The sequence below is a fragment of the Caulobacter sp. DMC95 genome (assembly GCF_056313785.1).
In genome coordinates this window covers 64774-90036 of the sequence record NZ_JBQUZP010000004.1, presented here as the reverse complement: position 1 = coordinate 90036, position 25263 = coordinate 64774, and the positions used below count along the sequence as shown (strand labels likewise).

Here is a 25263-nt window from a genome sequence, read left to right as displayed (position 1 = left end):
ACGGTTTGCGGCGCCGCGCGTCGCTAGGGAGCCTTCTGGGCCTTTATGCGCAAGTACCTGCTCATTGGCGTTTCGGCCTTCGTCCTCGGCGCGGGAACGATGGCCTATATCAGTCCCATCGCCCAGGCGAACAACGCCCCGAAGGCCCAGACCTACAAGCTGCTGGAGCTGTTTGGCGACGTGCTGGGCACGGTCGAGGACCAGTATGTCACCGAGGTCGACGACAAGAAGCTGATCGAGGCGGCGCTGGACGGCATGCTGACCAGCTTGGACCCGCACTCGGGCTATCTGTCGCCCGACAGCTACGAGGACATGCAGGACACCACCCGCGGCGAGTACGGCGGGCTTGGCCTGGAAGTCACCAGCGAAGAGGGTGTGGTCAAGGTGATCTCGCCGATGGACGGCACCCCCGCCTCGCGCGCCGGCATCCAGGCCGGCGACTACATCACCGCCGTCAACGGCCAGAGCGTGCTGGGCCTGACCGTCAATGAAGCCGTCAAGCAGATGCGCGGCACGGCCGGTGAGGCCGTCACCCTGACCATCGCGCGCGACAAAACCGACCCGTTCGACGTCAAGCTCGTGCGCGAGGTGATCAAGCCCAAGGCCGCCATCGCCCGCATGGAGGGCGACTACGGCTATGTCCGCCTGCCCGGCTTCAACGAAAAGGCCACCGACGCCCTGGCCAGCTCGGTCACGGAGCTGAAGTCCAAGAACCCGAAGATGAAGGGCCTGATCCTGGATCTGCGGAACAACCCCGGCGGTCTCCTCGATCAGGCGGTCGGCGTCGCCGACGTGTTCCTGGATGGGGGCGAGGTCGTCAGCCAGCGTGGCCGCGATCCGCGCAATATCCAGCGCTACAACGCGCGGGGCGGCGACATGCTGAACGGCCTTCCGATGGTCGTCCTGATCAACCAGGGCTCGGCCTCGGCGGCCGAGATCGTGGCCGGCGCCCTGCAGGATCGCAAGCGCGCCGAAGTGGTCGGCCTGACCAGCTTCGGCAAGGGTTCGGTCCAGACCGTGATCCCGCTGCGCGGCGGCGCCGACGGGGCCCTGAAGCTGACCACGGCCAAGTATTTCACGCCGTCGGGCCGCTCGATCCAGAAGACCGGCATCGCCCCGGACCTTGAGGTCGCCCAGACCCGCGACCAGGCCCAGGACATCGCCAACCGTGTCTGGTTCAGCGAGGCCAGCTTCAAGAACGCTCTGAACGCCGACGAGGGCAAGACCCGGGTGGCGCCGCACGCGCCGGCCGAGGCCCCGCCGATGGGCTTCGATGACAAGAAGGGCGACTTCCAACTGCAACGCGCGATCGCGGTGCTGCAGGCGGGCGGCGTCGCCAAGACGCCGAAGCTGCCGAAGCCCGCCGCCAAGGTCGCCGAGGTGACCGCCAAGGCCGCTGCGGCGGCGGGCGGCAAGACCCCCGTCACCGAGGTCAAGTAGGCGCTCGCAACAGTCCTGAAACGTCAACGCCGCCCCGGGGACCCCGGGGCGGCGTTTTCGTTGTGAGGGCGGCTGTCTCTAGAAGTCGGCCGAGATGGTGAACTGCACCGTCCGGGGCGGGGCGGGACGGAAGCTGGCGGCGGTGTTCACCGTCGTGCTGATCGTGCCCAGATAGTCCTTGTCGAACAGGTTATCGACATTGACCCGCGCCTTGATCTGGCTGAACGGGCCTGCGGCGAAGCCGTCGCCGATGTCGATATAGGCGTTGACGATCGTATAGCCGCCGACCTTCTCGCTGTTGATGAAGTTGGTGAAACGGCTCTCCAGATGGCGGGCCGAGATGTTCATCAGAAGGCCGTCGAAGGGCTCGACCGTCAGGCCGCCCTGGACAACCCAGTCGGGGAAGTCCGGCACCTTCTTGCCGGCGATGGCCAGGGTGGTGGCCGCCGCCGTCGTGCTGGCGCGGTAGTTCAGCACGTCGTCCTGGAACTTGGCGCTGTTGTACGAGACGTTGGCGTTGAAATAGGCCTTGCCCGCCAGAAGCTCCGGCTTCCACTGACCGCTGAACTCCACGCCCTTGGCCCGCACCGCGCCGACGTTCTGGAAGAAGGTCTCGGTGATCCCGCCGCCGCCGGGCACCAGGGCGGCGAACGACTGCAGACGGTTCTTGAACTCGGTCTGGTAGACCACGACCGAGGCGTTGAACGTCTTGTGGTTGGCGCGATAGCCAAGCTCCCAGTTCGTCGAGGTCTCGGGATCCGGCCCCGCAACCGTCGGGCTGGCGGCAGAGAAGATGTCGTCGGCGCCGCGCGGCAGCGCCATGTTCTCCGAATAGGAGGCGAACACCTGGTCGCGCCCGGTCAGGCTATAGACCCCGCCGACCTGGGGCAGGAAGCTGTCCTTCCAGTTGTCCTTCAACATCGGACGACGGCGGTTGATGTAGTCGTTCGGGTTGCGATAGCCGGAGATCTTGTAGTCGATGTCGGTGGCCTTGAAGCCGAGCTCCAGCTTCAGCTTGGAGTCCATCAGCGTCAGAGTGTCCTTCAGGAAGAACTGTTTGGTCTCGCGCAGGGACTTGTAGTCGCGCTGGGCGTGAACCCGCTCGTTGAACAGCGGCGCGCCGTCAGGATGCCCGCCCTCGACGTTGTAGCGGTTCTGGGTGCGGTGATAGTCGTCGTTTTCCAGCCAGACACCGGCCTCGATCTTGTTGAAGCCGAGATGCCAGGCGAGTTTCGCGGTCACCCCCTGGCGGATTCCGTCCACGCCCGACAGCCCGTACTGAATGCCCTTGGGCGCGAAAAGGCCCGGCACGATCAGGCGCTGAGCGTTGTGGCTGGCCAGTTAGGTCGCATAGGCCTCGGGCGAGACGCCGTAGCCGCCCTTGTCCTCGTAGTAGGCCGTGGTGGTCAGGTCGAGATTCTCGCCCAGCGGAGTGTTGAGCGTCAGGCCATAGAGATGGTCCTTCCGCTTGTTGATCGCGAACTTGTAGTACTGCGCATAGTTGGCGTTGGAGTAGGCGATCCCCGCCACGGTTTCCGCGAGGCTGGCGGTCGGGATCGTGATCGCCGTGCCGAACGGGACCGAGGTCGGCGGAACGCCCAGATAGGCGAAATAGCGCCCCTTGCGTCCGAACACGTCGCCGGCCGTCCCTGCGTACTGCGCCTTGGTGATCGACGGGCTGTCATAGTCGAAATAGTCGTTGTGCACGGTCTGGAAGGTGACGTCGCCGCCGTTGGGCAGGTCGTACTTCAGTTTGCCCTCATAGTGCTTGCGGTCGATCGTGCCGGGGCCGCGCCACAGGTCGCCCTTGATCCACGAGCCGCTGACATAGCCCGACAGCGGTCCGACCTTGCCCATCTCGAGCCGCAGGAAGGTGCGGCGCAGATCGTCGCTGCCGAAGGTCTGGCTGATCGCGCCCCCGGCCTCCTGCGACGGGGCCTGGGTGAAGTAATCCACGATCGGCCCCAGCGAGGCGTAGCTCGGCAGGGCGACGTCGCCGGCGCCAGAGGAGGCGGTCACCCGCAGCAGGTTTTCGTTGTCGACATAGCGATAGATCGGGCTGCCGCCGAACTGGTCGCTGCGCCCCATCGGGATGTTGTCCAGCAGGAAGCCGATCTGTTGGAAATTGAAGGCCCGCACCGAGACCGAGTTGCCGAATTCGTACATGCCCAGCGCATCGTTGGCCTGGACGTTGAAGCCCGGCAGGCTCTCCAGCATTTTCAGACCCGTGATGCCGGCGGGGGCCGACAAGAGCGCCTCGCGCGTGATCGAGACGGTCGCGGTGGCGCGGTCCGTGCCGATGGCGACGCTGGCCTCCGACAGACGCTTGCCGGTCACCACCACGGTGTCGACTTCGGCCGCCTTGTCCGCCTCCTGAGCGGACGCGGCGGTCGCGCCGCCCAACAGCGAGGCGGCCAGAAGGAATGCCTTAAAGCGAGCAGCGTCGCGAGCGGATCTGCGAGAGGTCATGACTATCCCCAATCATGTTGACCCGCTCAGCGTCACAAGTGAAGAAATTCAGGTAAACCCTATCGAAATAAAAACATGAAGATGCGGCCACTTCGTCAAAAGCTTATGCAACATCTGTTTGATTTTAAGTCATAATCAATATTATAAAATTGAAAATAAACGACTTCTTCGCGAAAGCCTGAACGGCGATCGCGTGTTTGAAGAACAGAATATCTACGAGATCTACGCGCTGATGATGGCACACAGGGGCTTGGACGGGTCGAAGCGACACGCCTTCTGCCCCCGCTGTCCTTGGCGCCTGAGAGATTCAGCAGCCGTCCAGCTTGGACGGCGAGCCTTGCTCCTTCGGCGAGAGCGGCGCGCGCCCTGCTTTCCAGCGTTCAACGTCTCGCGCGGTCCTTTGGCTTGAGCGTTTCCGGGGCGGTTTCGCCTTCAGCGCCGGGCGAGGCCCGGTCTCTCCCGCGAGAGGTCTTCAGGGGAGGAGCATGGTTCAGGATCGTCAATCCGCGTCCGGAAGACTTTTCACCGGCTGGACGCCAGCGCCTGCGTCCGTTGCAGAAAACGATGATTTCAGCGGCGCCCGCGTCGCCGCGCCGCGCCTTGGATCGGCGCTGGCCATATCTCGTTAACCATATCTTCGAAGCTTGCCCGCTAGGATGAGGACGTCATGGCCGTCTCGTTTTCGCGAAAGCCCGCCTACGCCGCCGCCGCGCCCGCATCGGGCGCGTCCGGCGACCTGCGCGCCAAGCTCATGGCGGCGATCAGCAATCCCTATATCAGCGCCAGCGGCGCAGCCCTGCTGTTCCTGGCGTCCGTGGCGACCCTCGTCCTGATCACCAGCGATCCACATGCAGGCTCGCCGGTGATTCGCCTTGAGCTGACCAAGATCGGTGCGACCAAGAACGCGCCCGAGGGCTGGCGCGAGGCGCTCGCCGGAGATCCCGCGCACGAAGCCAGCCTGATCCCTGGAGAGCTGGGCCTGTCGGCCAATCCGTTCGGCCCGATCATGGCCAAGGCCGAAGGCGAGACGCCCATCGCTGAGGGCCTGGAGAATACGCCCGCCATTCCGCAAGGACCTGGATTGCCCCAGGCCCCGCTCGCCGGCTTGAGCGCGCCCGGCCCCGGCGGCGGCCTCTTGCCGATCATCGCCGCCGACGGCCGCACGGCCGCAGAGGCCTACGCTCGTCCGTTCACGCCGAACGGTCGCCCCAAGGTCTCGGTCGTCATCGGCGGGCTTGGCCTGAACGCCCAGACGACTCGCGCCGCCATCGAGACCCTGCCCGGCGAGATCACCCTGTCCTTCGCGCCCTACGCCGAAGGCCTGCAGGGCTGGATCGACCTGGCCCGCGCGCATGGCCACGAGGTGTTGCTGGAAACGCCGATGGAGCCAGCGGACTATCCGGCGAACGATCCTGGCCCCTATACGCTGATCGCGACCAACCGACCCGACGATACGGTGCGCAAGCTGGAATGGCTGATGTCACGCGCCACCGGCTATTTTGGCTTGTCGAACTATCTGGGCGCGCGCTTCGTCGACAACGATCAGGCGATGAACACCTTCAACGCGACTCTGAAGGCTCGGGGCCTGGCCTTCATCGACGACGGCCTTGCCGCTCGCCGGGCGGGGCCTATCCCCCGCGCCTCCGCCGACCGGGTGATCGACGACGAACTGTCCGCCAGCGCCATCGACGCCCAGCTTCGCGCCCTGGAGACCGGCGCGGCCGGGCGGGGCCAGTCGATGGGTTCGGGCTTCGCCTATCCGGTGACGATCAATCAGGTGCGAACCTGGGCCGCCGGCCTGCAGGCGCGCGGGATCCAGCTGGCCCCCGCCTCGGCCCTGGCGCATCGCTGAGCGCCTTGAGATAAGGTCCGCCATGACTGAGCTGGACCATCCTCACCATCGCCCCAATGTCGGCGTCGTGCTGTTCCACCCGGACGGCCGCGTCTGGCTGGGCCGTCGTCATCGTCAGGCGCCGCCCTACAATTGGCAGTTTCCACAAGGCGGCGTCGACGCGGGCGAGGATCTCGAAGCCGCCGCCCAACGCGAGCTCGCCGAAGAGACGGGCGTCACCTCGGTGGAGCTGCTCGGACGCACCGAGGGCTGGATCACCTACGACTTCCCACCCGAGGTCCTGGCCGATCCGAAACAGGCCCGGGGCTGGCGGGGGCAGAAGCAGGTCTGGTTCGCCTATCGGTTTGTCGGCGACGAGTCGGAGATCGATCTGGAAGCGGACGAACACGTCGAGTTCGACGCCTGGCGATGGGGCAGGCTCGACGAAACGCCCGAACTGATCGTACCCTTCAAGCGCGGGGTTTACGAAGCAGTGGTCGCCGCGTTCCAGGGGTTCGCGCGCGGGACCTGATCTGTCGTCCGCCGCGATGGGGAGAGTTGGATGACGGACACGGTTCTGTTGATTCACGGTTACGGCTGCGCCGGCGACGTCTGGGGCCCGGTCGCTGAGCGACTGAAGGCCGAGGGCTATCGCGTCGAGGCGCCGACGATTCGCGCGGCGGTGCGTACGGTCGACGGCCCAAGGGCCGGTCTCGTGGGCCTGACGCTGGCCGACTATGTCGCCGAAATGAGCGCCCTCGCCCAGACGCTGGCAAAGGAAACCGGCAAGAAGCCTCTGGTCGTGGGCCACTCGATGGGCGGGCTGATCGCCCAGAAGATCGCCGAAGCCGGCCACGCTTCGGCTCTGGTTCTCTTCGCGCCCGCTTCGCCCGCCGACGCGCGCGGCAAGCCCAAGCTCTCGCCGGTCTTCACCTTCCTGAACATGGCGCTGCAGTCCAAGCCCGAGACGCGGGCGGGCAAGATGTGGAAGACAGGCTTCAAGTTCGGCGTGATGAACGTGGTGCCGGCCAGTCGTCACGACGCGCTCTACGCCACGATGGTGCATGATAGCGGCCAGGTCCTGGCCGATCTGGCCTGGCCCGACAAGGATCCGAACAAGGCCGCGCACGTTGACGCCGCCAAGGTGACGGTTCCGATCCTGGTGTTGGCCGGCGCGTTGGACCGCACCACGCCGCTGGACGACGTGCAGCGGATCGGACGCAAGTACGCCACCGCCGATATCAAGATCTATCCCAACAACGCCCACTATCTCATAGACGAGCCGAACACGATGAAGATCCTCGATGACGTGATCGCCTGGCTGCGGGGCAAGTCCCAGACGCCCGCCGCCCCGGCCGCGCCGGCTCCCAAGGCCGCTCCGGCGCCGACGCCCGAACCCGCCAAGCCCGCCGCCGCCGCTCCGGTCGAGGCGCCGCCGCCGGCGCCCGAGCCTGTAAAGGCGGCTGAACCGGTCCCCGCGCCCAAGAAGGCCGCCACGCCCAAGGCCGCAGCCAAGCCAAAGGCCGAACCAAAGCCCAAGGCTGCCGCCAAGGCGCCGGCCGCCAAGAAGGCTGCGCCAAAGGCCAAGGCGGCTCCGGCGGCTGAACCCGCGGCCAAGGCGGCGCCCGCGCCGAAGGCCAAGGCCGCAGCCAAGCCGGCGGCGGAAAAGGCTCCGGCCGCCAAGAAGGCCGCCGCGCCCAAGGCGGCGGCGAAGCCCGCTGCAAAGGCGGACGCCAAGGCCGCGCCTGCCGCGAAGAAGCCGGCGGCTCCGAAGGCCGCCCCGAAGGCCGCGAAGCCCCCTGCGACAAAGGCGCCGGCCAAATCCTCGCCCAAGGCCAAGAAGTAAGTGTAGGCTGACCCCGCCGGCTGCTTCGTCGGCGGGGTGTTAGGGGCGTATATGCGCGCACCGGTGATCATGGTCCACGGCGCTTTCTGCGGCGGATGGACCTTCGATGCGTTCCGCGCGCCGTTCGAGGCGGCGGGTCATCGCGTGCTGGCGCCCGACCTCATTGGTCATGATGGTGCGAGCAGCGCTGCGGGCGTGTCCATGTCGGACTACGCGCGGCAGATCGGTCGGCTGGCCGAGAGCTGCGATTCTCCGCCTATCCTGATCGGCCACTCCATGGGCGGTCTTGTCGCCCAGATGGCCGCCTCCCGCGCGCCCGTGTCCAAATTGATCCTGTTGGCGCCGTCCGCGCCCTGGGGCGTCTCCGGGCAGACCCTGGAGGAGGCCGTCTCGGCGGTCAGCCTTTACGCCCTGGGCCCTTACTGGATGCAGGCGATCGCGCCCGACTATGGCGTCGTGCGCCGTTACAGCGTCGATCGGCTGGAGCGCTCCGAACGCAAGGCGATCTTCGCCCGGATGACGGCGGAAAGCGGTCGGGCGTTGTGGGAGACGCTGAACTGGTGGCTAGACCCGTTCATGACCACCAATGTGCGTGCGCCGGCCTGTCCGGTCCTGGCGATCGCGGGCGGCAAGGATGTGATCCATCCGCCCGCCACGGTCCGTCAGACCGCCGCGCGGCTGGGCGGCCAGGCCGAGGTGTTTTCCGAGATGAGCCACTGGCTGCCCGGCGAGCCCGGTTGGGAAGGGGTCGCCGAACGCTGCCTCGATTTCATCGCAGCCGAAGGCCGCGCGGCGGCCTGAGCTCGCCTGCCTATTGCGGGCTGAAAACCTTCAGCCCGAGGATGCCCGCCACAATCAGCCCGAAACAAACGAGCCGTGCGGCCGTGGCCGGCTCCTTGAACACCACGATCCCGACAACGGCCGTGCCGACCGCGCCGATGCCGGTCCACACCGCATAGGCGGTGCCCAGGGGCAGGGTCTTCACAGCCCATCCCAAGAGACCCATCGACAGGGCGAGACTGATGGCTGTGAGCACCGAGGGGATCGGCCGCGTGAAGCCCTCGGTGAACTTCAGACCTACGGCCCAGCCGATCTCGAACAAGCCGGCGATGAAAAGAATGATCCAGGCCACGACGAGCCCCTTGTTTCAGAAGCGGGGTCGTCCCCAGGAAACGCAAAAGGCGCGGGGTCGTCCCCGCGCCTTCGCTAGATAGTCCCACCGCCCGAAGGCGGCAACAGCCTGTTAGCGGCTGGTCGTGCTGTACAGGATCTGCGCACGCTCGAAGTTCTTGCCGACCGAGGTCTCGTCCAGCTTCTTCAGGCGCATGTAGACCAGACCCGCGCGGCCGCCGGCCCAGGCGTCGTCCCACGAGACGGTGAAGCGACGGAAGTCGCTGCCGACCGTCTGGTCGTTGCGGATCAGGCGCAGCTGCGGGCTGTTTTCCCAGGTCGCCCAGTCATGCAGGCCGTTGGCCAGTTCCTGGGCCTGCTCCTGGGCCTGCGAGTAGTCGATCGTGACCGTGCAGACGTTGCGGTTCGAACCCGGGTTGTCCAGGGTGATGTTGAACGGCTTCTCCAGCGCGAAGATCCACTGCTCCTTCTTCTTCTTGAAGCCGTAGTCCTTGACCAACTGGGCGAAGTCACCGCCGGCGACCTGCGGCTTGCAGACCTTGTCCAGCACGTCGAGCAGGCGGACGGTGAAGGGGTCGGTGGTGCGGGGACCGCGGACCGGCGCGACGTAGGAGTCAGCGGCCGGCGCAGCTTGAGCGGCGGGAGCGGCGACGGCGGGAGCGGCTTGGTCAGCCGGCGCGGCGGGGGCGGCTTGATCCGCGGGAGCCGGCGTCGCGGCCGGGGTGGACGCAGGAGCCGTGGTTTGCTCCTGAGCGAAGGCGGAGGTCGAGACCGCGCCGAGGGCGATCAGGCTGACGAGCGCAAGGCGCATAGGCAAGGTATCCCCAACAAGACGAGAGGTCGGCATTAAAACCGACAGACGGTCCCTCGCAACCCTTATGGGCGCCGATTAAGACCAAGATTGGGCCACAGGTGTAATTTTATCTCCCGCGGCGCGACAGCAGATCGCTTTTGGCGCGAAAACGCCCCCGATCCAGAGGACCGGGGGCGCTTCAAGATCAGCTCGACAAGGGGCCGAGTCGGATCAGGCCGCTTCGACGGCGTGCTCCGCCAGGATCGTCAGGCCCTCAGGACCCACGTCCGCGAAGCCGCCCTGGATGTCGAACACCTTGGTGGTCGCGCCGTCCTTCACGGTCACCTTGCCTTCGCGCAGGGTGGTCATGAACGGGGCGTGGTTGGCGAGCACGCCGAAGTCGCCTTCAGCGCCCGGAGCCTGGACCATGTCCACCTCGCCCGAGAACAGCTCGCGCTCGGGGGCGACCAGAGAGAAGTGCAGCTTGGCCATCAGTTGAACGTCTCCTCGACGCCGCCCAGGGCGGCCTCGATGTCTTCATCGGTCTGGATCTCGGTTCCGCAGAACGGGCAGAAGCGGATCGTCGCCAGCACAACGCCGGTTTCGCCCTCTTCTTCCCGCTCGCCGAGATTCAGCAGGATCAGGCCGCTGTCATGCTCGATCAGGCCGGCGTTGGCGTCCGGAGACACCGCTTCGGCCAGCTCGTCGCAGCAGAAATTGGCTAGGTCCGTTTCTTCGGTCATTAGGCTTCAGCCGCCATCTTTTCGGCCTTGGCCACGGCTTCTTCGATCGGACCGACCATGTAGAAGGCGCCTTCCGGCAGGTGGTCGTACTCGCCGTCGACGATACCCTTGAACGAGCGGATCGTGTCCTTCAGCTGGACGAAGGCGCCCGGCGTGTTGGTGAACTGCTCGGCGACGTGGAACGGCTGCGACAGGAAGCGCTGGATCTTGCGGGCGCGAGCCACGATCAGCTTGTCCTCTTCCGATAGCTCATCCATGCCCAGGATGGCGATGATGTCCTTCAGGGCCTTGTACTGCTGCAGGACTTCCTGGACGCGGCGAGCCACCGTGTAGTGCTCTTCGCCGATGACCAGCGGGTCCATGATCCGCGAGGTCGAGTCCAGCGGGTCCACGGCCGGGAAGATGGCTTGGGCCGCGATGTCACGCGACAGAACGGTGGTGGCGTCCAAGTGGGCGAACGAGGTGGCCGGAGCCGGGTCGGTCAAGTCGTCGGCGGGCACGTAGATGGCCTGGACCGACGTGATCGAGCCCTTGTTCGTCGAGGTGATGCGCTCCTGCAGGTTGCCCATCTCGGTGGCCAGGGTGGGCTGATAGCCCACGGCCGACGGGATACGGCCCAGCAGAGCCGACACTTCGGCGCCGGCTTGGGTGAAGCGGAAGATGTTGTCGACGAACAGCAGCACGTCCTTGCCTTCTTCGTCACGGAAGTATTCCGCGATCGACAGGCCGGTTAGGGCGACGCGGGCGCGGGCGCCCGGGGGTTCGTTCATCTGGCCGTAGACCAGGGCGCAGCGCGAGCCTTCGGTCGAGCCGTTGTTGGCCTTCGGGTCGACGTTCACGTTCGACTCGATCATCTCGTGATACAGGTCGTTGCCTTCGCGGGTGCGCTCACCCACGCCGGCTAGAACCGAGTAACCGCCGTAAGCCTTGGCGATGTTGTTGATCAGTTCCTGCATCGTCACGGTCTTGCCGACGCCGGCGCCGCCGAACAGGCCGATCTTGCCGCCCTTGGTGTAGGGGCACATCAGGTCGATGACCTTGATGCCGGTGACAAGAACTTCAGCCGTGTTGGTTTGCTCGGCGAAGGTCGGGGCGTCACGGTGGATCGGGCGCGACAGGTCCGACTGGATCGGGCCCTGCTCGTCGATCGGCTCGCCGATGACATTCATGATGCGGCCCAGGGTGCCGGGGCCGACCGGAACGCGGATCGGCTCGCCCGTGTCACGGACGGCTTGGCCGCGGACCAGACCTTCGGTGGCGTCCATGGCGATGGCGCGGACGGTGTTCTGACCCAGGTGCTGGGCGACTTCGAACACCAGGCGCTGGCCGGTGGCTTCGTTAACGGTCTCGACGGCGTTCAGGATCGCCGGCAGAGCGCCGTCGAACTCGATGTCGACGACGGCGCCGATGATCTGGACGAGGCGGCCGGTGGCGCCGTCCAGGTTGGTGGCCGGAGCCTTGGGCGCGGCGGCCTTCGGCGCGGCCGGCTTCTTGGCGGCCGGAGCCTTGGCGGCGGCGGCGGGAGCCTTGGCGGCGGCGGCCTTCGGAGCAGCAGCGGCCTTGGGGGCGGCGGGCTTCTTGGCGGCGGTCGCCGGCTTTTCAGCGGGGGTCTTGGCCATGGCGGTGCGGTCTTTTCTGTCTCTGCGTGCTTATGTCGTTAGGCTGGATCAGACGGCTTCGGCGCCGGAGATGATCTCGATCAGCTCCTTGGTGATCTGGGCCTGGCGGGAACGGTTGTACTCGAGGGTGTAGCGCTTGATCATGTCGCCGGCGTTGCGCGTGGCGTTGTCCATGGCGGTCATCTGGCTGGCGTAGAAGCCGGCCATGTTGTCCAGCAGGGCCGACAGGATCTGAACCGTCAGGTTGCGCGGCAGCAGGGTCTCGAGGATGGCCTCTTCCGAGGGCTCATACTCATAGACGGCGGCCGGACCGGCGGCGGATTCGACACCTTCCACGGTGGCCGGGATCAGCTGCAGGCCCGTCGGGATCTGCTGCACCACCGACTTGAAGCGGCTGTAGAACAGGGTGACGACATCGGTCTCCCCCGCCTCGTACTCGCGGGTGATCAGGTCGGCGATCGGCTGCGCCACGGCCAGGGTCAGCTGGCGGTAGGACGACAGGTCGAACGTCTCGACGATGCGACCGGCGTAAGGCTTGGCCAGCTGGGCCGTGACCTTCTTGCCGACGCAGATCACGCGGACGGTCTTGCCCTGGGCGATCAGCCCGTCGATGTGGGCGCGCGCGGCGCGAACGATCGACGAGGTGAAGCCGCCCGCCAGGCCGCGATCGGCCGCGGCGACGACCACCAGGTGGCGATCGTCACGGCCGGTGCCGGCCAAGAGCTTCGGGGCGCCGTCGCCGGACACGCCGGCGGCGAGGTTGGCGATGACGCTGGCCAGACGCCGGGCGTAAGGACGGGCGGCTTCAGCCGCGTCCTGGCTCCGGCGCAGCTTGGCCGCCGCCACCATCTGCATCGCTTTCGTGATCTTTTGCGTCGCTTTGACGCTCGAGATCCGATTGCGCATTTCCTTCAAGCTGGCCATTCGGCGCTACTCTCTCCGAGCGGTTCCGAGGGGCTTAGGCGAAGGTCGACGAGAAGCTGTCGAGCGCGCTCTTCAGCGTGTTCTCCAGATCCTTGTCGAGCGCCTTCTTGGTGCGGATGCCTTCCAGCAGGTCGGCGTGCTGGCTGTGCAGACGCGCCAGGAACTCAGCTTCGAAGCGACGCACCGACGAGGTCGGGATGCCGTCGAGGTAACCGCGGGTGCCGGCGTAGATCACGCAGACCTGCTCTTCAACCGACAGCGGCGCGTACTGGGGCTGCTTCAGCAGCTCAGTCAGGCGCTCGCCGCGGGCCAGCATCTTCTGGGTCGAGGCGTCGAGGTCCGAGCCGAACTTCGCGAAGGCGGCCATTTCACGATACTGAGCCAGCTCGCCCTTAATCGGGCCGGCGACTTGCTTCATCGCCTTGATCTGGGCCGACGAGCCGACGCGCGACACCGAGATGCCGACGTTCACGGCCGGACGGATGCCTTGGTAGAACAGGTCGGTTTCCAGGAAGATCTGGCCGTCGGTGATCGAGATCACGTTGGTCGGGATGTAGGCCGACACGTCATTGGCCTGGGTTTCGATGATCGGCAGAGCCGTCAGCGAGCCCGAACCGTTATCTTCGTTCAGCTTCGCGGCGCGTTCCAGCAGGCGCGAGTGCAGATAGAAGACGTCGCCCGGATAGGCTTCACGGCCCGGCGGGCGGCGCAGCAGCAGCGACATCTGACGGTAGGCGACGGCTTGCTTGGACAGATCGTCATAGATGATCAGGCCGTGCAGGCCGTTGTCGCGGAACCACTCGCCCATGGCGCAGCCGGCGAACGGGGCCAGGTACTGCAGCGGAGCCGGCTCCGAGGCCGAGGCGACGACGACGGTCGTGTATTCCAGGGCGCCGTGCTCTTCCAGGGTCTTGACGATCTGGGCGACGGTCGAGCGCTTCTGACCGATGGCGACATAGACGCAGTAGAGCTTGGCGCTCTCGTCCTTGCCGGCGTTCACGGCCTTCTGGTTCAGGATGGTGTCGATGGCGACGGCGGTCTTGCCGGTCTGACGGTCACCGATGATCAGCTCGCGCTGGCCACGGCCGACCGGGATCAGGGTGTCGATCGACTTCAGACCGGTTTGCACCGGCTCGTGCACCGACTTGCGCGGGATGATGCCCGGAGCCTTCACGTCGACGCGGCGACGCTCGGTGTACTGGATCGGGCCCTTGCCGTCGATCGGCTCGCCCAGCGGGTTCACGACGCGGCCCAGCAGGCCCTTGCCGACCGGCACGTCGACGATCTCGCCGAGGCGGCGGACTTCGTCGCCTTCCTTGATCTCGGCGTCAGCGCCGAAGATCACGGCGCCGACGTTGTCGCGCTCGAGGTTCAGGGCCATGCCCTTCACGCCGGCCTTCGGGAATTCCAGCATTTCACCGGCTTGAACGTTGTCCAGGCCGTAGATGCGGGCGATGCCGTCACCGACGGACAGCACCTGGCCGACGTCCGAGACGGCGGCCTCTTCGCCGAAGTTGGCGATCTGCGACTTGAGGATGGCCGAGATTTCGGCGGCGCGGATGTCCATGGTCTTCTGGGCTCTCTGCGATCTAATTTTTTAAGGCGCGCTTATACGCTCAGGCGCGCTTCAGGGCGAATTTCAGGGAATCGAGCTTCGAACGGAGCGAAGCGTCGAAGAGACGCGAACCAACGCGCACCTTCAGGCCGCCCAAGAGGGACGGATCGACGCGCGTGGAAACTTCGGGAGTCTTGCCCAGGGCCTCAGCCAGGGCGGCTTGCACGCCCTTCAGCTGGGCGGGCGACAGGGCGGCGGCCGAGACGACTTCCGCCGTCACCACGCCGCGATGCTTGGCCGACAGGGCGACAAAGGCCGAGATCGCGCCCAGCAGGTCGCCGGTGCGACCGTTGGCCGCGACCAGGCCGAGAAACTTGGTGGTCAGCATGTCGAACTTGGCCTTCACGGCCACGGCGACGAGACCCTTGCCCTTGTCCTCAGCCGAGAAGGCCGGGCTTTCGATCAGGCGGCGCAGGTCGGCGCTGTCGGCGATCATCGCCTTCAGGCTCTTAAGGTCGGCCTCGACCTTAGCCAGATTGCCGTTCTCGATCGTCAGTTCGAAGAGGGACTGCGCATAGCGCTGACCCGCATCCGTCGCCTTGGTTTCGTCCGCCACTTGGTATCCGCCCGGTGCGTTGCAAATCGCCGCCGACAAGAAGTTTAACCCTCATCGCGACTTAAAGGCTTGAACGCGCTTGAAAAAAGCACATGGACGGTCGGCGCTGCCGCGCCGTCCCGTCCGAAGCCGCGCGCCTGATAACACGGGCCTTTCGCAGTCGCAACCAAAGGGGCGCAACCAACAGCCCCGTCACGCTCCCGCGCGGCGACATATGGCCGAGCCCGAAGCGGCCAAGCCGCCGTCGGCGCGTCGCAACTCGGCCTGGACGAAGACGAGGCTGCGCGTCGCGCGCTCGACCCAAGCCTTGGCCTCAAGATCAGCCGCCGGCTCGCCTGAGCCATAGTCGACGGTCATCGAGGTCAGGGACGCTCCTTCGCCTGCGGCCTTGCGCAGTACGGATTCCAGTTGGGCGGCGAGGCTCGTATCCATGGGCTTCAACTAGTCCTGTCGCCGAAAAAGAAAAGGGGGCGGCGGAAGGTCCCGCCGCCCCTTTAAGGCGAATGCTCGAGGAAACAGCCAGACCGGGCCGGAGAAACGGCGGCCCACAACGCGTCTGGTACTAGGGTAAAGCGATAGGTGTTCTTACTTAGCCGCGACCTTGGCCGAGGCGTTGCAGCGGGTCAGGTCTTCAGCGTCCAGCGACTTGGTTTCGCCGCCGAAGGCCGAAACGCGGCCCACTTCCTTGGCGAGCGCCTTGCAGGCGGCCGCAGTGAGCGCGCGCGAGGGGGCTTGGGCCGAGACGCACTCGGCGCCCTCGCAGACGAAGACGGCGCCGCCGGCGACCACCTTGGTCTTGGCCGCGACCGGCGCGTCGAGCGCTGCGGCGATGCGACCGTCGGCGAAGGCCGAACCCGCGAACATGGAGACAGAGAGGGCGGCGACAGCCGCCAGCGAACGGAGCTTCATGAGAAAGCCCTCCGGCTTTGGGGAAGTTGCGGTCAGATCGAGGATCGGTGAAAAGCGTGTACTGGCCGCTCGACCCCGGGGATGACGGCGCCGGTATCCCCACCGGTGCTTCGGGTCCGAACTAAGCATCGCTTAGATATCAGTGATAAGAAATTGCGCAAGCGCAATTTCGCTTACGCCTCGCATTTTCGAGAATCGCGGATGTCCGGCCGGACGCGGCCAAATCAGAACGGAATCTGGCGAGCCTTAGAGCCCGAGGATCGAGTCGATCCGGCTTTCGGCCTTGGCGTGGATGGCCCGCTCCTCGACCATCCCCTTGGCCCGCGCATAGCGCCCGTCCTTGCCGACACGGCGCTGGATGCCGTCGGCGGTCAGCACCGGCCCTGGACCGGCAGGATCGGTGAAGGCGCTCATGACCGCGGCCATGGTCGCGCCGATAAAGGCGGCCGCCACGGGTCCGATCGCGCCGACCCAGCCCTCGCCGAAGATCGCTTGCAGACGGTCGATCAGCAGCTCGCGGTTCGGCTGCTTCTCCATGACCCCGATCATCCAGAGGACCGAGCCTTCGACGATGGCGGCCAGCAGCACCGGCAGGATCACGCCCAAGGCGCGCGGCCGGACGAAGAGTCCGAGCGCTGCGCCGATGATCGCGAAGGCGGCCATGGTGATCATGCGACGAGGATAAGCCCGTTCTGGTCAAGGACCGGTTAAGGCCCGTTCCGCAGGGGCATCATTGGCCGCCGCCATCGCCCGCGCTTTAGTCTTCTTTACAAAGAGAAGAATGCGCAGGGAGGCATAACCATGGACTTCCGACTGTCACCGGAACTTTCGGCCTATCTCGAAGAACTCGACGCCTTCATTGAGGCCGAGATCGCGCCGCTCCAGGCGCAGGACGACAACCAGCGCTACTTCGACCACCGTCGCGAGTGGGCTCGCACAGACTGGGACGCCGGCGGCCTGCCGCGCCACGAATGGGAGGAGCTGCTGGGCAAGGCGCGCAAGCTGGCCGACAAGGCGGGCCACTATCGCTACGCCCTGCCGAAGGCTTATGGCGGCGAGGACGGCACCAACCTCGGCATGGCGGTGATACGCGAGCATCTGGCCAGCAAGGGCCTGGGCCTGTTCAACGACCTGCAGAACGAGCACTCGATCGTCGGCAACAATCCGTTCGTGCTGATGATCCGCGACTTCGGTCGGCCCGACCAGCAGCACCTGATCGAGGACATGTTGGATCGCGGGGCCTTCCGCCCGACATTCGGCCTGACCGAGCCTGATCACGGCTCGGACGCCACCCACATGGAGACCCAGGCCGTCCGCGAGGAGCGCCATGGCGAGCCGGGCTGGCGGATCGACGGTGAGAAGATGTGGACCACCGGCATGCACGCCGCCACGCACTGCTGCCTCTTCGCCCGCACCAGCGGCAAGGACGGCGACGCACGCGGCATCACCGCCTTCCTGGTCCCGGCCCACGCGCCCGGCGTGAAGATCGAGGAGTATCTCTGGACCTTCAACATGCCGACCGACCACCCGCGCGTCAGCTTCACCGATGTCTGGGTTCCCGACAGCGCCATGTTCGGCCCGGAGGGCGGCGGCCTCGCCCTGGCCCAGCACTTCGTTCACGAGAACCGCATCCGCCAGGCCGCCTCGAGCCTGGGCGCAGCCGTCTACTGTATCGAGGAGAGCATCAAGTACGCCCGCGCCCGCAAGCCGTTCGGCAAGGCGCTGGCCGAGAACCAGGCCATCCAGTTTCCGATCGTCGAACTCTCCACCCAGGCCGAGATGCTGCGGCTCCTGATCCGCAAGACCGCCTGGGAGATGGACCAGATGAGCAAGCCGGAGGTCGAAAAGCGGCTCTCGGACAAGGTCTCGATGTGTAACTACTGGGCCAACCGGCTGTGCTGCGAGGCCGCCGACCGGGCGATGCAGATCCACGGCGGCATCGGCTATTCGCGCCACAAGCCGTTCGAGCACATCTACCGCCACCACCGCCGCTATCGGATCACCGAGGGCGCCGAGGAGATTCAGATGCGCAAGGTCGCCGCCTGGCTGTTCGGCTACATGGGCCCGCGCAAGCAGGCGTTCGCGGAGGTTTGAGCTGGGAGCCAAGCGACATGTCGAAGGTTTAATCCTGCGCGACCTGACGTAGTGTCACGGCCACGCTATCTAACAGCGGTATGCGGATCGACATGTCCGCATCTGGAGGGCTCTTGATGAACCGTGTCGCCATCTCTCGATTTGGCCGTAACGCCGCGCGCGTCGCCCTGGTCGTCGCCATCCCCGCGACCCTGGCCGGCTGCGGGATCAACACCATCCCCACCCAGGACGAGGCGACCAAGACCGCCTGGGCCGAGGTGCAGAACCAGTATCAGCGCCGCGCCGACCTGATCCCGAATCTGGTCGCGACCGTGAAGGGCTATGCGGCGCAGGAGAAGGACGTGCTGACCGCCGTCACCGAGGCCCGCGCCAGCGCCACCCAGGTCAAGGTCGACGCCTCGACCATCACCGACCCGGCCCAGTTCCAGAAGTTCGCCGCCGCCCAGGACCAACTGTCGGGCGTGCTGGGCCGCCTGATGGTGATCCAGGAGCAGTACCCGGACCTGAAGTCGAACCAGAACTTCCTGGCTCTGCAAAGCCAGCTCGAAGGCACCGAGAACCGCATCACGATCGCGCGGCGCGACTACAACGAGACAGCCCAGAAGTACAACACGACCCTGCGGACCTTCCCCAGCGTGTTCTGGGCCAAGACGCTGTACAGCGACCAGAAGCCGGCCCAGCTGTTCCAGGCCTCGGCCGCCGCGCAAAGCGCACCGACGGTGGACTTCTCCAGCCCGCCCACGGCGACGCCGCCGAAGGTTCAGTAGGATGACCCTCCTCCCCCGAGAAACGGGGGAGGGGAACCGCGAAGCGGTGGAGGGGGCGCTCTCCATCGCACAGCGCCCCCTCCGTCACGGCGCGCTTGCGCGCCGCGCCACCTCCCTCGTTGCACGGGTGAGGATGTTGCTCTTGATGCTGGCGGCGGTGCTGTTCGCCCTGCCCGCCCTGGCGGACCCGAAGTTCCCGCCCCTGTCCGGCCGGGTGGTCGACGAAGCCCAGGTTCTGTCGCCCGACGTCGAGCGCGACCTCTCCGACAAGCTCGAAGCGCTCGAAGCCCGCACCGGCCGCCAGATGGTCGTCGCCACGGTGTCCAGCCTGCAGGGTTACCCGATCGAGGATTACGGCTATCGCCTGGGCCGCACCTGGGGCATCGGTGACAAGGACAAGGACGACGGCGCGATCCTGCTGGTCGCGCCCAATGACCGGCAGGTGCGGATAGAGGTCGGCTACGGGCTTGAACCCGTCCTGACGGACGCCCTCTCCAGCGTCATCATCCAGTCGGCGATCCTGCCCAAGTTCCGGGACGGCGATCTCTCCGGTGGGATCGTCGCCGGCGCCGACGCCATGATCGAGCAGCTGGGCCTGCCGCCTGAAGAGGCCCAGGCGCGCGCGGCGGACGCCGCGCGTCCGGAGAAGCACGAGGCGCGGGGCTCGCCCATCGTCGGGCTGCTGATCCTGCTGTTCGTGATCTTTCTCTTCTCCAGCCTGTTCCGCGGCCGGCGCGGGGGCCTCGGCTCAGCCCTGCCCTGGATCATCCTCAATGTGCTGACCAACAGTGGACGTGGTGGCGGCGGCGGTGACTGGGGCGGCGGAGGCGGCGGTTTCTCCGGTGGCGGCGGGTCGTTCGGCGGCGGCGGCAGTTCGGGACGGTGGTGAGATGGCCAAACGCATGAGCCCCAACGATCTCGACCGCATCGCTCAGGCGGTGGCGGAAGCCGAAAAGACCACCGCCGGCGAAATCTTCTGCGTCCTCTCGCCCGAGGTGTCGGACTACCGCGAGACGCCGCTGGTCTGGGCGGCCGCCTCGGCGCTCGTCCTGCCGGCCGGCGCGCTTCTCGCGGGCTTTCGCCCCGAGATGCTGACCCGCCTCTTTGGCGGCTGGAGCGTCGGCCACCAGGCCGCGCAAGACGGCGCGATCCTGTCGGCGCTGTCGACCTATATCGTGCTTCAGCTGGTGGTGTTCGTCCTCGCGGCGTTGGTGGTCTCGATCCCGCCGATCCGCCGCGCCTTGACGCCCGGCGCCTTGAAGACGGCCCGCGTCAAGCGCGCGGCGATGGAGCAGTTCCTCAGCCACGGCCTGCATGTCACCCGAGACCGCACCGGCGTGCTGATCTTCGCGGCCCTGGCCGAGCACCGCGTCGAGGTGATCGCTGACGAGGGCATCTACAAGGCCGCACCCAATACTGTCTGGGACGAGGTCGTCGCTGATCTCGTCGCGGGCCTCAAGCGCGGCAAGATCGCCGACGGCTTCGTCGCCGCCGTCGCCCGCACCGGCGCGATCCTTTCCGCCCATGTGCCGCCGCGCGGCGATGACCGGAACGAGCTGGCGGACGGCCTGACGATTTTGCCGAAGCGGTGACGCCGGGGAGGGCTGGCGAAACCCGCCGCCTCAGCGTCATCATTCCCTAAAAGGGAGGACGCCCATGTCCAACATCGACCCGACCCGCGCGCAGTTCGACGCCTTCAAGGCCCTGCCGCGCGACACGCCGATCCACATGCTGAACCTGATCCGGCTAAAGCCCCTGGCCGACTATCCGGCCGATCATCCCAACCACGGCAAGGGCATGAGCGGCCTAGACGCCTATCGCGAATATGGCCGCACCTCCGGCCCGATCTTCGAGGAACTGGGCGGGCGCCAGGTGTGGGCGGGCAGTCCGGAGGTCGTGCTGACTGGGCCAAGCGACGAGCGATGGGACCTGGCCTTCATCGCCGAGTATCCGAACGCTGGCGCCTTCCTGGCGATGGTCACGCACCCGGAGTACCGCGAGCACGTCAAGCACCGCCAGGCGGCGGTGGAGGACTCGCGCCTGATCCGCTTTTCGCCCTTCGCGCCCGGCAAGGGCTTCGGCGAGTAATCCTACTCGGCCGCCAGGGCGAGCGGCGCGACCTGGGCACCGCGCACCAGGCGGCCGGGCAAGGCCCCGGTCGGTTCGCCGTCGCGCTGGGTGACGACGCCGGCGACGATCGTGGCGACATAGCCCTGCGCGCGCTGGGTCAGGCGACGCCCGCCGGCGGGCAGGTCATAGGCCACCTGAGGCGCCTCAAGCCTCAAGCCCTCATAGTCGATGACATTGAGATCGGCGCGATAGCCGATCGCGATCAGGCCGCGATCCAGCAGGCCGACGGCCTGGGCCGTGTCGTGGGTTTGGCGGGCGATCATCGTCTCCAGCGGGATCCTTGGTCCCCGCGTCCGATCGCGGGTCCAATGGATCAGGTTGCTGGTCGGGAAGCTGCCGTCGCAGATCATACCGACATGCGCCCCGCCGTCGGACAGGCCCGGCACGGTGTCGCGATGGGTCAGCATGGCGAAGCTGGGGTCCAGCGAGCCGTCCGCATAGTTCAGGAACGGGTGGTACAGCATGCCCCGCCCATCCCGGGCCAACATGGCGTCCAGCGCGACGGCGGCGGGCTCGCGCCCCTCGCGCGTAGCGATCGCGGCGACGGTCATGTCGGCGGTGGGCTCATAGTCCGGGTCATCGCCGCCCATCAGAAAGAGATTGTCCCAGGCCCGCAGCGCGCTGCCGGCGAAAGGGCCCCTGGCGTCGCCGTCGTGGGCCAGCAGCCGGGCGCGGAACGCCGGATCGGACAGGGCCGCGACCTTGTCCGCCAAGGGGCGATCCTTCAGGGCGGCGAAGACCGGGTTCTGGCTGAACGGATTGAGGGTCAGCTCAAGGCCGAACAGCACCCCGACCGGACGGCCGCACACCTGCGCCTTCATCGGCAGACCCGCATCGACGGCGGCGGCGACGCCGTCCAGCAGCGTCCGCCAGCCCTGGGGCGCCTTGGGGCTCTGGACCAGCGAGAACGACAGCGGCCGACCGGACCGCTCGACGATCCGGCGTAACATGGCCAGTTCGGCGGGGCCGTCGATAAAGTCCGACACCACCTGCAACACACCCTTGCCGGCCGCCGCCAGCCCGAGCGCGATCCCCGTCAGCTCATCCTCACCTGCGGTCAGGGTCGGGGTGGGCTGTCCGTCGCTGGTCCGGTGATTGAGGGTGCGCGAGGTCGAGAAGCCCAGGGCCCCGGCTTCGACCGCCCGCTGGGCGATGGCGGCCATGGCGGCGATGTCGGCCTCGGTCGCCGGCTCGCGGTTCGCCCCGCGCTCGCCCATGACATAGACCCGCAGGGCGGCATGCGGCAGCTGGGCGCCGACATCGACGTCAAAGGCCCGGCCGGCCAGGAAATCGAGATAGTCGGGAAAGCTCTCCCAGGCCCAGGGCAGACCCTCGGTCAGCACGGGAAAGGGAATGTCCTCCACGCCCTCCATCAGACGGATCAGGCGGTCGTGGTCCTGCGGCCGGCACGGGGCGAAGCCGACGCCGCAATTGCCCATCACCACCGTGGTGACCCCGTGGCCCGAGCTGGGACTGAGCTGCCCGCTCCAGGTCGCCTGGCCGTCATAGTGGGTGTGGATGTCGACAAAGCCCGGCGTGACGATCCGCCCTCGCGCGTCGATCTCCTCGGCGCCGGCGGCGAGACCCTTGCCGACCGAGACAATGACGCCGTCGCGGACGCCGACATCGGCCTCGACGCCCGGCCCGCCGGCGCCGTCGAAGACCATCCCGCCCCGCAGGACCAGATCGTAGGCGTGCTCGGCCATGGTCGCCCTCCCGCTATATTATCGTTGTTCACCAGCGTGAACCCCGCAGGGCGGAGGCGTCAAGAAAAAGGGCGGCCGCCGAAGCGACCGCCCCCTCCCCGTTCTGCGAAAGGTGTCTACCCCTTAGAACGACTTGCGGACCGTCACGCCCATGGTGCGCGGCTGACCCACGGCGTAGCCGAGGCGGGCGCGACCACCGCGTTCGCGGTCAAAGGACAACAGCGCGTTCTCGTCGAACAGGTTGTTGACGTAGAGCGTCAGGTCCACGCCGTCCGACATCTCCAGACCGGCGCTTAGATTGACGATCTCGTAGCTGGGCAGCTTGAGATTGACGACCGTCGGAACCGTGCCGGTGGCGCCGCCGAAAGCGAGCCCCGAGACGAACGAGCGCGGGTTGTTCTCCTGGTCGCTGGCCTGGGTGAAGCGGCTGCCGACATGCTGCAGCGAGGCCTTTAGGTAGCCGTTGACGCCCTCGCGGACTTCCTTGGTGTAGGTGACATCGAACGACACCTGGAACTTCGGCACCGACGGCAGGCGATTGCCGTCGCGGATGCCGCCGATCACTGCGCCCGTCCCGTCCTTCACGGTCGAGTCGAACTCGGCTTCCAGCAGGCTGCCCGACAGGCCGATGTCGAGGCCCGAGGCCAGACGCGCGGTCAGTTCGGCCTCGACACCCTTGGTGTGGGCCTTCGGTACGTTGAACACCACGCGCGACGAGCAAGAGCCGGCGTCCAGGGTGGTCTGCAGGTTGCTGATGTCGGTATAGAAGGCCGCCGCGTTCAGGGTGACGCGCCCAAACCGCGACTTCACGCCGCCTTCGTAGTTCCACAGCGTCTCGTCGTCATACGACTGGTAGCCGCCGAAGATCGCCTTGTCCTGGGCCGAGCAGAGCGGCAGGTTCAGCGGGTCGTTGACGCCGCCCAGGCGGAAGCCCTTCGAGGCCTGGGCGTTGAAGGTGACCGTGTCGCTGGCCTCGTAGCTGAGCAGGAAGCGCGGCGTGAAACCGTCCGACGAGGTCTTGTCGGTGCGGTTGTCGCCGTTGGCGAACAGGCCGCCCGACTTGAACTGGCGGGTTTCGCTGAAGTCGTAGTAGCGGCCGCCGGCCGTCGCGGTCAGCTTGCCAACCGTATAGTTCAGCTCGCCGAACAGGGCCTTCTGCTTGATGTCGTAGGGCAGGTAGGCGTTGTAGGGCGAGTCCTTGCCAAAGCCGTTGGCCACGGCCGCCGAGGTGCCCGCGCCCAGCTTGGCGTCGGTCGCTACGTCATAGCCCGGCGTCGGCAGGCGCTGGTTATAGACGCGGTCGACCTTCGAATAGAAACCGCCGATCACCCACTGCAGCGGTCCGTCGCCGGTCGACGCCAGGCGCAGCTCCTGGGTGAACTGCTCAAGGTCGGTGGTGTCGCGCAGGTTCGAGGGCAGCAGCACCGCCGCGGCCGGATAGCCGAGGTCCACCGAGACACTGCCGGTCAGGGCGCTGGCGTCGCGGCTGACGGTGATGTCACGGCTGATGAAGCTGGTGACGCTGGTCAGGGTGGCGGCGTCGAACTTGAAGTTGGCGGTCATGTCCGCCAGCAGCGTGTTGTCCGAGAAGCTCTCGTCCAGCAGCAGGTACTGCTCGCGCTCGCCCAGCTGGATCTTGGGTCGGGTGGTGGTGTTGTTGTTGGCGAAGAGGTTGAAGGTTTCCTGGCGGTTGAAGCCGCCTGCCCGGATTTCCTGGTAGACGACACGCGGGGTGAAGTTCACCTGCTCGTTCGGCTCGATGTAGAACGACAGGCGACCGCCGCGACGGGTGCCGTCATTGACGTTCTTGTCGACCTTGCCGCCTTCCTTGCGGGCGTCGATGAAGCCGCCGTACTGGGTCAGATAGCCGACGGCGCGCATGGCGACCTTGTCGGAGATCGGGATGTTGACCGCACCCTTCACGTGACCGCCGAACGCGTCGCCGTCCACCAGGTTGGCGTTGGCCTCGAACGTGCCCTCCGAGACGCCGAGCTTGGGCTGATTGGTGATGTAGCGGATCGTGCCGCCCACCGAGCCCGAGCCGAACAGCGTGCCCTGCGGACCGCGCAGGGTCTCGACGCGGTTGAGGTCAAACAGGTCGATGTCGGGCGTGAACAGCGACAGCGAGATCACCGACTCGTCGAGATAGACGCCGACCTGCTCCTTCACGCCAGGCTGGTCACGGACCACCTGACCGGCAGAGACGCCGCGCACCGAGACCTGGCTCTGGCCCGGGCCGAGGTTCTGGATCGTCAGGCCCGCCACGTTGCGCGAGAGGTCCTCCAAAGTCACCGCGCCCGAGCGCTGGATGTCCTTTTCCGTCTGGGCGTTGATCGAGAAGGGAATGTCCTGGATCGTCGCGTCGCGCTTGGTCGCGGTGACGATGATCTCCTCGATGGCGTTCTGATCGGCCTGCTGCGCGGCGGCGATCGACGGCAGCGCCACAAGGCCCGCCCCGAGCAGTGTAGAAAGTGCGCTGGCGCCCAGCAGCGCACGCGCGCGAGCGCGCGCCGACACGATGGTCATGAATACCTCCCTGATGTTTTTCGCGTTCTTGGAGTTGCTCCTCCCGACGCAACGGCAGCGTTCATCCTGCCCCTGACGAAAGTCAACGCGAAACGAAGGGCATTAGAATCAGAGCGTTAGACACAGATAACACTGTGATCACAAAGCCACGCTAAGGCGCGTCA

23 protein-coding genes, 1 pseudogene and 1 riboswitch are annotated in these 25263 nt (G+C 66.7%); of the genes and pseudogenes, 10 read left to right on the top strand and 14 right to left on the bottom strand.

Annotation, left to right across the window (positions count from 1 at the left end):
* The first annotated feature begins 45 nt into the window (after positions 1-45).
* Positions 46-1440 (top strand): S41 family peptidase, encoded by a 1395-nt coding sequence (locus tag ACT53N_RS11105; protein WP_476063953.1) that lies wholly within the window; start codon positions 46-48, stop codon positions 1438-1440.
* Positions 1441-1518: 78 nt separating this feature from the next.
* Here ACT53N_RS11105 and ACT53N_RS11100 read toward each other — a convergent pair.
* Positions 1519-3921: pseudogene (locus ACT53N_RS11100) on the bottom strand (TonB-dependent receptor).
* Positions 3922-4292: 371 nt separating this feature from the next.
* Positions 4293-4381: riboswitch (glycine riboswitch) on the bottom strand.
* Positions 4382-4576: 195 nt separating this feature from the next.
* Between ACT53N_RS11100 and ACT53N_RS11095 the strand changes: the two are divergent.
* From ACT53N_RS11095 to ACT53N_RS11080, 4 genes are read left to right on the top strand one after another with little or no spacing between them, the layout of a single operon-like run.
* The gene (locus ACT53N_RS11095; RefSeq protein WP_476063952.1) at positions 4577-5761 is read left to right on the top strand and encodes a divergent polysaccharide deacetylase family protein; all 1185 of its coding nucleotides are present in this window, start codon (positions 4577-4579) and stop codon (positions 5759-5761) included.
* A gap of 22 nt (positions 5762-5783) precedes the next feature.
* Entirely contained in the window at positions 5784-6272 is a 489-nt protein-coding gene (locus ACT53N_RS11090; protein WP_476063951.1) for an RNA pyrophosphohydrolase, read from the top strand.
* Positions 6273-6302: 30 nt separating this feature from the next.
* Positions 6303-7586 (top strand): alpha/beta hydrolase, encoded by a 1284-nt coding sequence (locus ACT53N_RS11085; protein WP_476063950.1) that lies wholly within the window; start codon positions 6303-6305, stop codon positions 7584-7586.
* A 51-nt stretch (positions 7587-7637) separates the two neighbouring features.
* On the top strand, positions 7638-8387 hold the full coding sequence (locus ACT53N_RS11080) for an alpha/beta fold hydrolase (protein WP_476063949.1): 750 nt from the start codon (positions 7638-7640) through the stop codon (positions 8385-8387).
* A gap of 10 nt (positions 8388-8397) precedes the next feature.
* Here ACT53N_RS11080 and sugE read toward each other — a convergent pair whose 3' ends face one another.
* The 11 genes from sugE to ACT53N_RS11025 all read right to left on the bottom strand — a co-directional run bounded on the left by sugE (position 8398) and on the right by ACT53N_RS11025 (position 16539).
* The gene (sugE, locus tag ACT53N_RS11075) at positions 8398-8718 is read right to left on the bottom strand and encodes a quaternary ammonium compound efflux SMR transporter SugE (RefSeq protein WP_476063948.1); all 321 of its coding nucleotides are present in this window, start codon (positions 8716-8718) and stop codon (positions 8398-8400) included.
* 111 nt (positions 8719-8829) lie between these two features.
* Positions 8830-9534, bottom strand: coding sequence for a hypothetical protein (locus tag ACT53N_RS11070; RefSeq protein ID WP_476063947.1), 705 nt, complete (start codon positions 9532-9534; stop codon positions 8830-8832).
* Between the two features lie 207 nt (positions 9535-9741).
* Positions 9742-10002, bottom strand: coding sequence for an ATP synthase F1 subunit epsilon (locus ACT53N_RS11065; RefSeq protein ID WP_010921274.1), 261 nt, complete (start codon positions 10000-10002; stop codon positions 9742-9744).
* Positions 10002-10253, bottom strand: coding sequence for a hypothetical protein (locus tag ACT53N_RS11060; protein ID WP_096053251.1), 252 nt, complete (start codon positions 10251-10253; stop codon positions 10002-10004). The genes ACT53N_RS11065 and ACT53N_RS11060 overlap by 1 nt, the downstream gene beginning before the upstream one ends.
* Complete coding sequence (gene atpD, locus ACT53N_RS11055) at positions 10253-11872, bottom strand: F0F1 ATP synthase subunit beta (RefSeq protein ID WP_476063946.1); 1620 nt, start codon at positions 11870-11872, stop codon at positions 10253-10255. Before atpD ends, ACT53N_RS11060 begins: the two co-directional genes overlap by 1 nt.
* 48 nt (positions 11873-11920) lie before the next feature.
* Entirely contained in the window at positions 11921-12796 is an 876-nt protein-coding gene (locus ACT53N_RS11050) for a F0F1 ATP synthase subunit gamma (protein WP_476063945.1), read from the bottom strand.
* A gap of 34 nt (positions 12797-12830) precedes the next feature.
* Complete coding sequence (gene atpA / locus ACT53N_RS11045) at positions 12831-14363, bottom strand: F0F1 ATP synthase subunit alpha (protein WP_476063944.1); 1533 nt, start codon at positions 14361-14363, stop codon at positions 12831-12833.
* Positions 14364-14412: 49 nt separating this feature from the next.
* Positions 14413-14967: a F0F1 ATP synthase subunit delta gene (locus ACT53N_RS11040; protein ID WP_476063943.1), complete on the bottom strand. Its 555-nt coding sequence runs from the start codon at positions 14965-14967 to the stop codon at positions 14413-14415.
* Between the two features lie 192 nt (positions 14968-15159).
* Positions 15160-15399 carry a PaaI family thioesterase gene (locus ACT53N_RS11035; RefSeq protein WP_476063942.1) on the bottom strand — a complete coding sequence of 80 codons (240 nt, stop codon included), beginning with the start codon at positions 15397-15399 and terminating at the stop codon, positions 15160-15162.
* Between the two features lie 153 nt (positions 15400-15552).
* The gene (locus ACT53N_RS11030) at positions 15553-15876 is read right to left on the bottom strand and encodes a DUF8200 family protein (RefSeq protein WP_310215874.1); all 324 of its coding nucleotides are present in this window, start codon (positions 15874-15876) and stop codon (positions 15553-15555) included.
* Between the two features lie 246 nt (positions 15877-16122).
* Positions 16123-16539: a hypothetical protein gene (locus ACT53N_RS11025; protein ID WP_476064231.1), complete on the bottom strand. Its 417-nt coding sequence runs from the start codon at positions 16537-16539 to the stop codon at positions 16123-16125.
* A gap of 132 nt (positions 16540-16671) precedes the next feature.
* Here ACT53N_RS11025 and ACT53N_RS11020 point away from each other — a divergent pair, with 132 nt between their 5' ends.
* The 5 genes from ACT53N_RS11020 (at position 16672) to ACT53N_RS11000 (ending at position 20825) form a co-directional block, all read left to right on the top strand.
* Complete coding sequence (locus tag ACT53N_RS11020; protein WP_476064230.1) at positions 16672-17970, top strand: acyl-CoA dehydrogenase family protein; 1299 nt, start codon at positions 16672-16674, stop codon at positions 17968-17970.
* A 116-nt stretch (positions 17971-18086) separates the two neighbouring features.
* The gene (locus ACT53N_RS11015) at positions 18087-18737 is read left to right on the top strand and encodes a LemA family protein (RefSeq protein ID WP_476063941.1); all 651 of its coding nucleotides are present in this window, start codon (positions 18087-18089) and stop codon (positions 18735-18737) included.
* A gap of 1 nt (position 18738) precedes the next feature.
* Complete coding sequence (locus tag ACT53N_RS11010) at positions 18739-19626, top strand: TPM domain-containing protein (RefSeq protein WP_476063940.1); 888 nt, start codon at positions 18739-18741, stop codon at positions 19624-19626.
* Between the two features lies 1 nt (position 19627).
* The gene (locus ACT53N_RS11005; protein ID WP_476063939.1) at positions 19628-20329 is read left to right on the top strand and encodes a TPM domain-containing protein; all 702 of its coding nucleotides are present in this window, start codon (positions 19628-19630) and stop codon (positions 20327-20329) included.
* Positions 20330-20393: 64 nt separating this feature from the next.
* Positions 20394-20825 carry a DUF1330 domain-containing protein gene (locus tag ACT53N_RS11000; RefSeq protein ID WP_476063938.1) on the top strand — a complete coding sequence of 144 codons (432 nt, stop codon included), beginning with the start codon at positions 20394-20396 and terminating at the stop codon, positions 20823-20825.
* 2 nt (positions 20826-20827) lie between these two features.
* Here the strand turns inward: ACT53N_RS11000 and ACT53N_RS10995 are convergent, their stop codons facing one another.
* Positions 20828-22573 carry an N-acyl-D-amino-acid deacylase family protein gene (locus ACT53N_RS10995; RefSeq protein WP_476063937.1) on the bottom strand — a complete coding sequence of 582 codons (1746 nt, stop codon included), beginning with the start codon at positions 22571-22573 and terminating at the stop codon, positions 20828-20830.
* Between the two features lie 123 nt (positions 22574-22696).
* Positions 22697-25099 (bottom strand): TonB-dependent receptor, encoded by a 2403-nt coding sequence (locus tag ACT53N_RS10990; RefSeq protein ID WP_476063936.1) that lies wholly within the window; start codon positions 25097-25099, stop codon positions 22697-22699.
* Positions 25100-25263 lie beyond the last annotated feature (164 nt).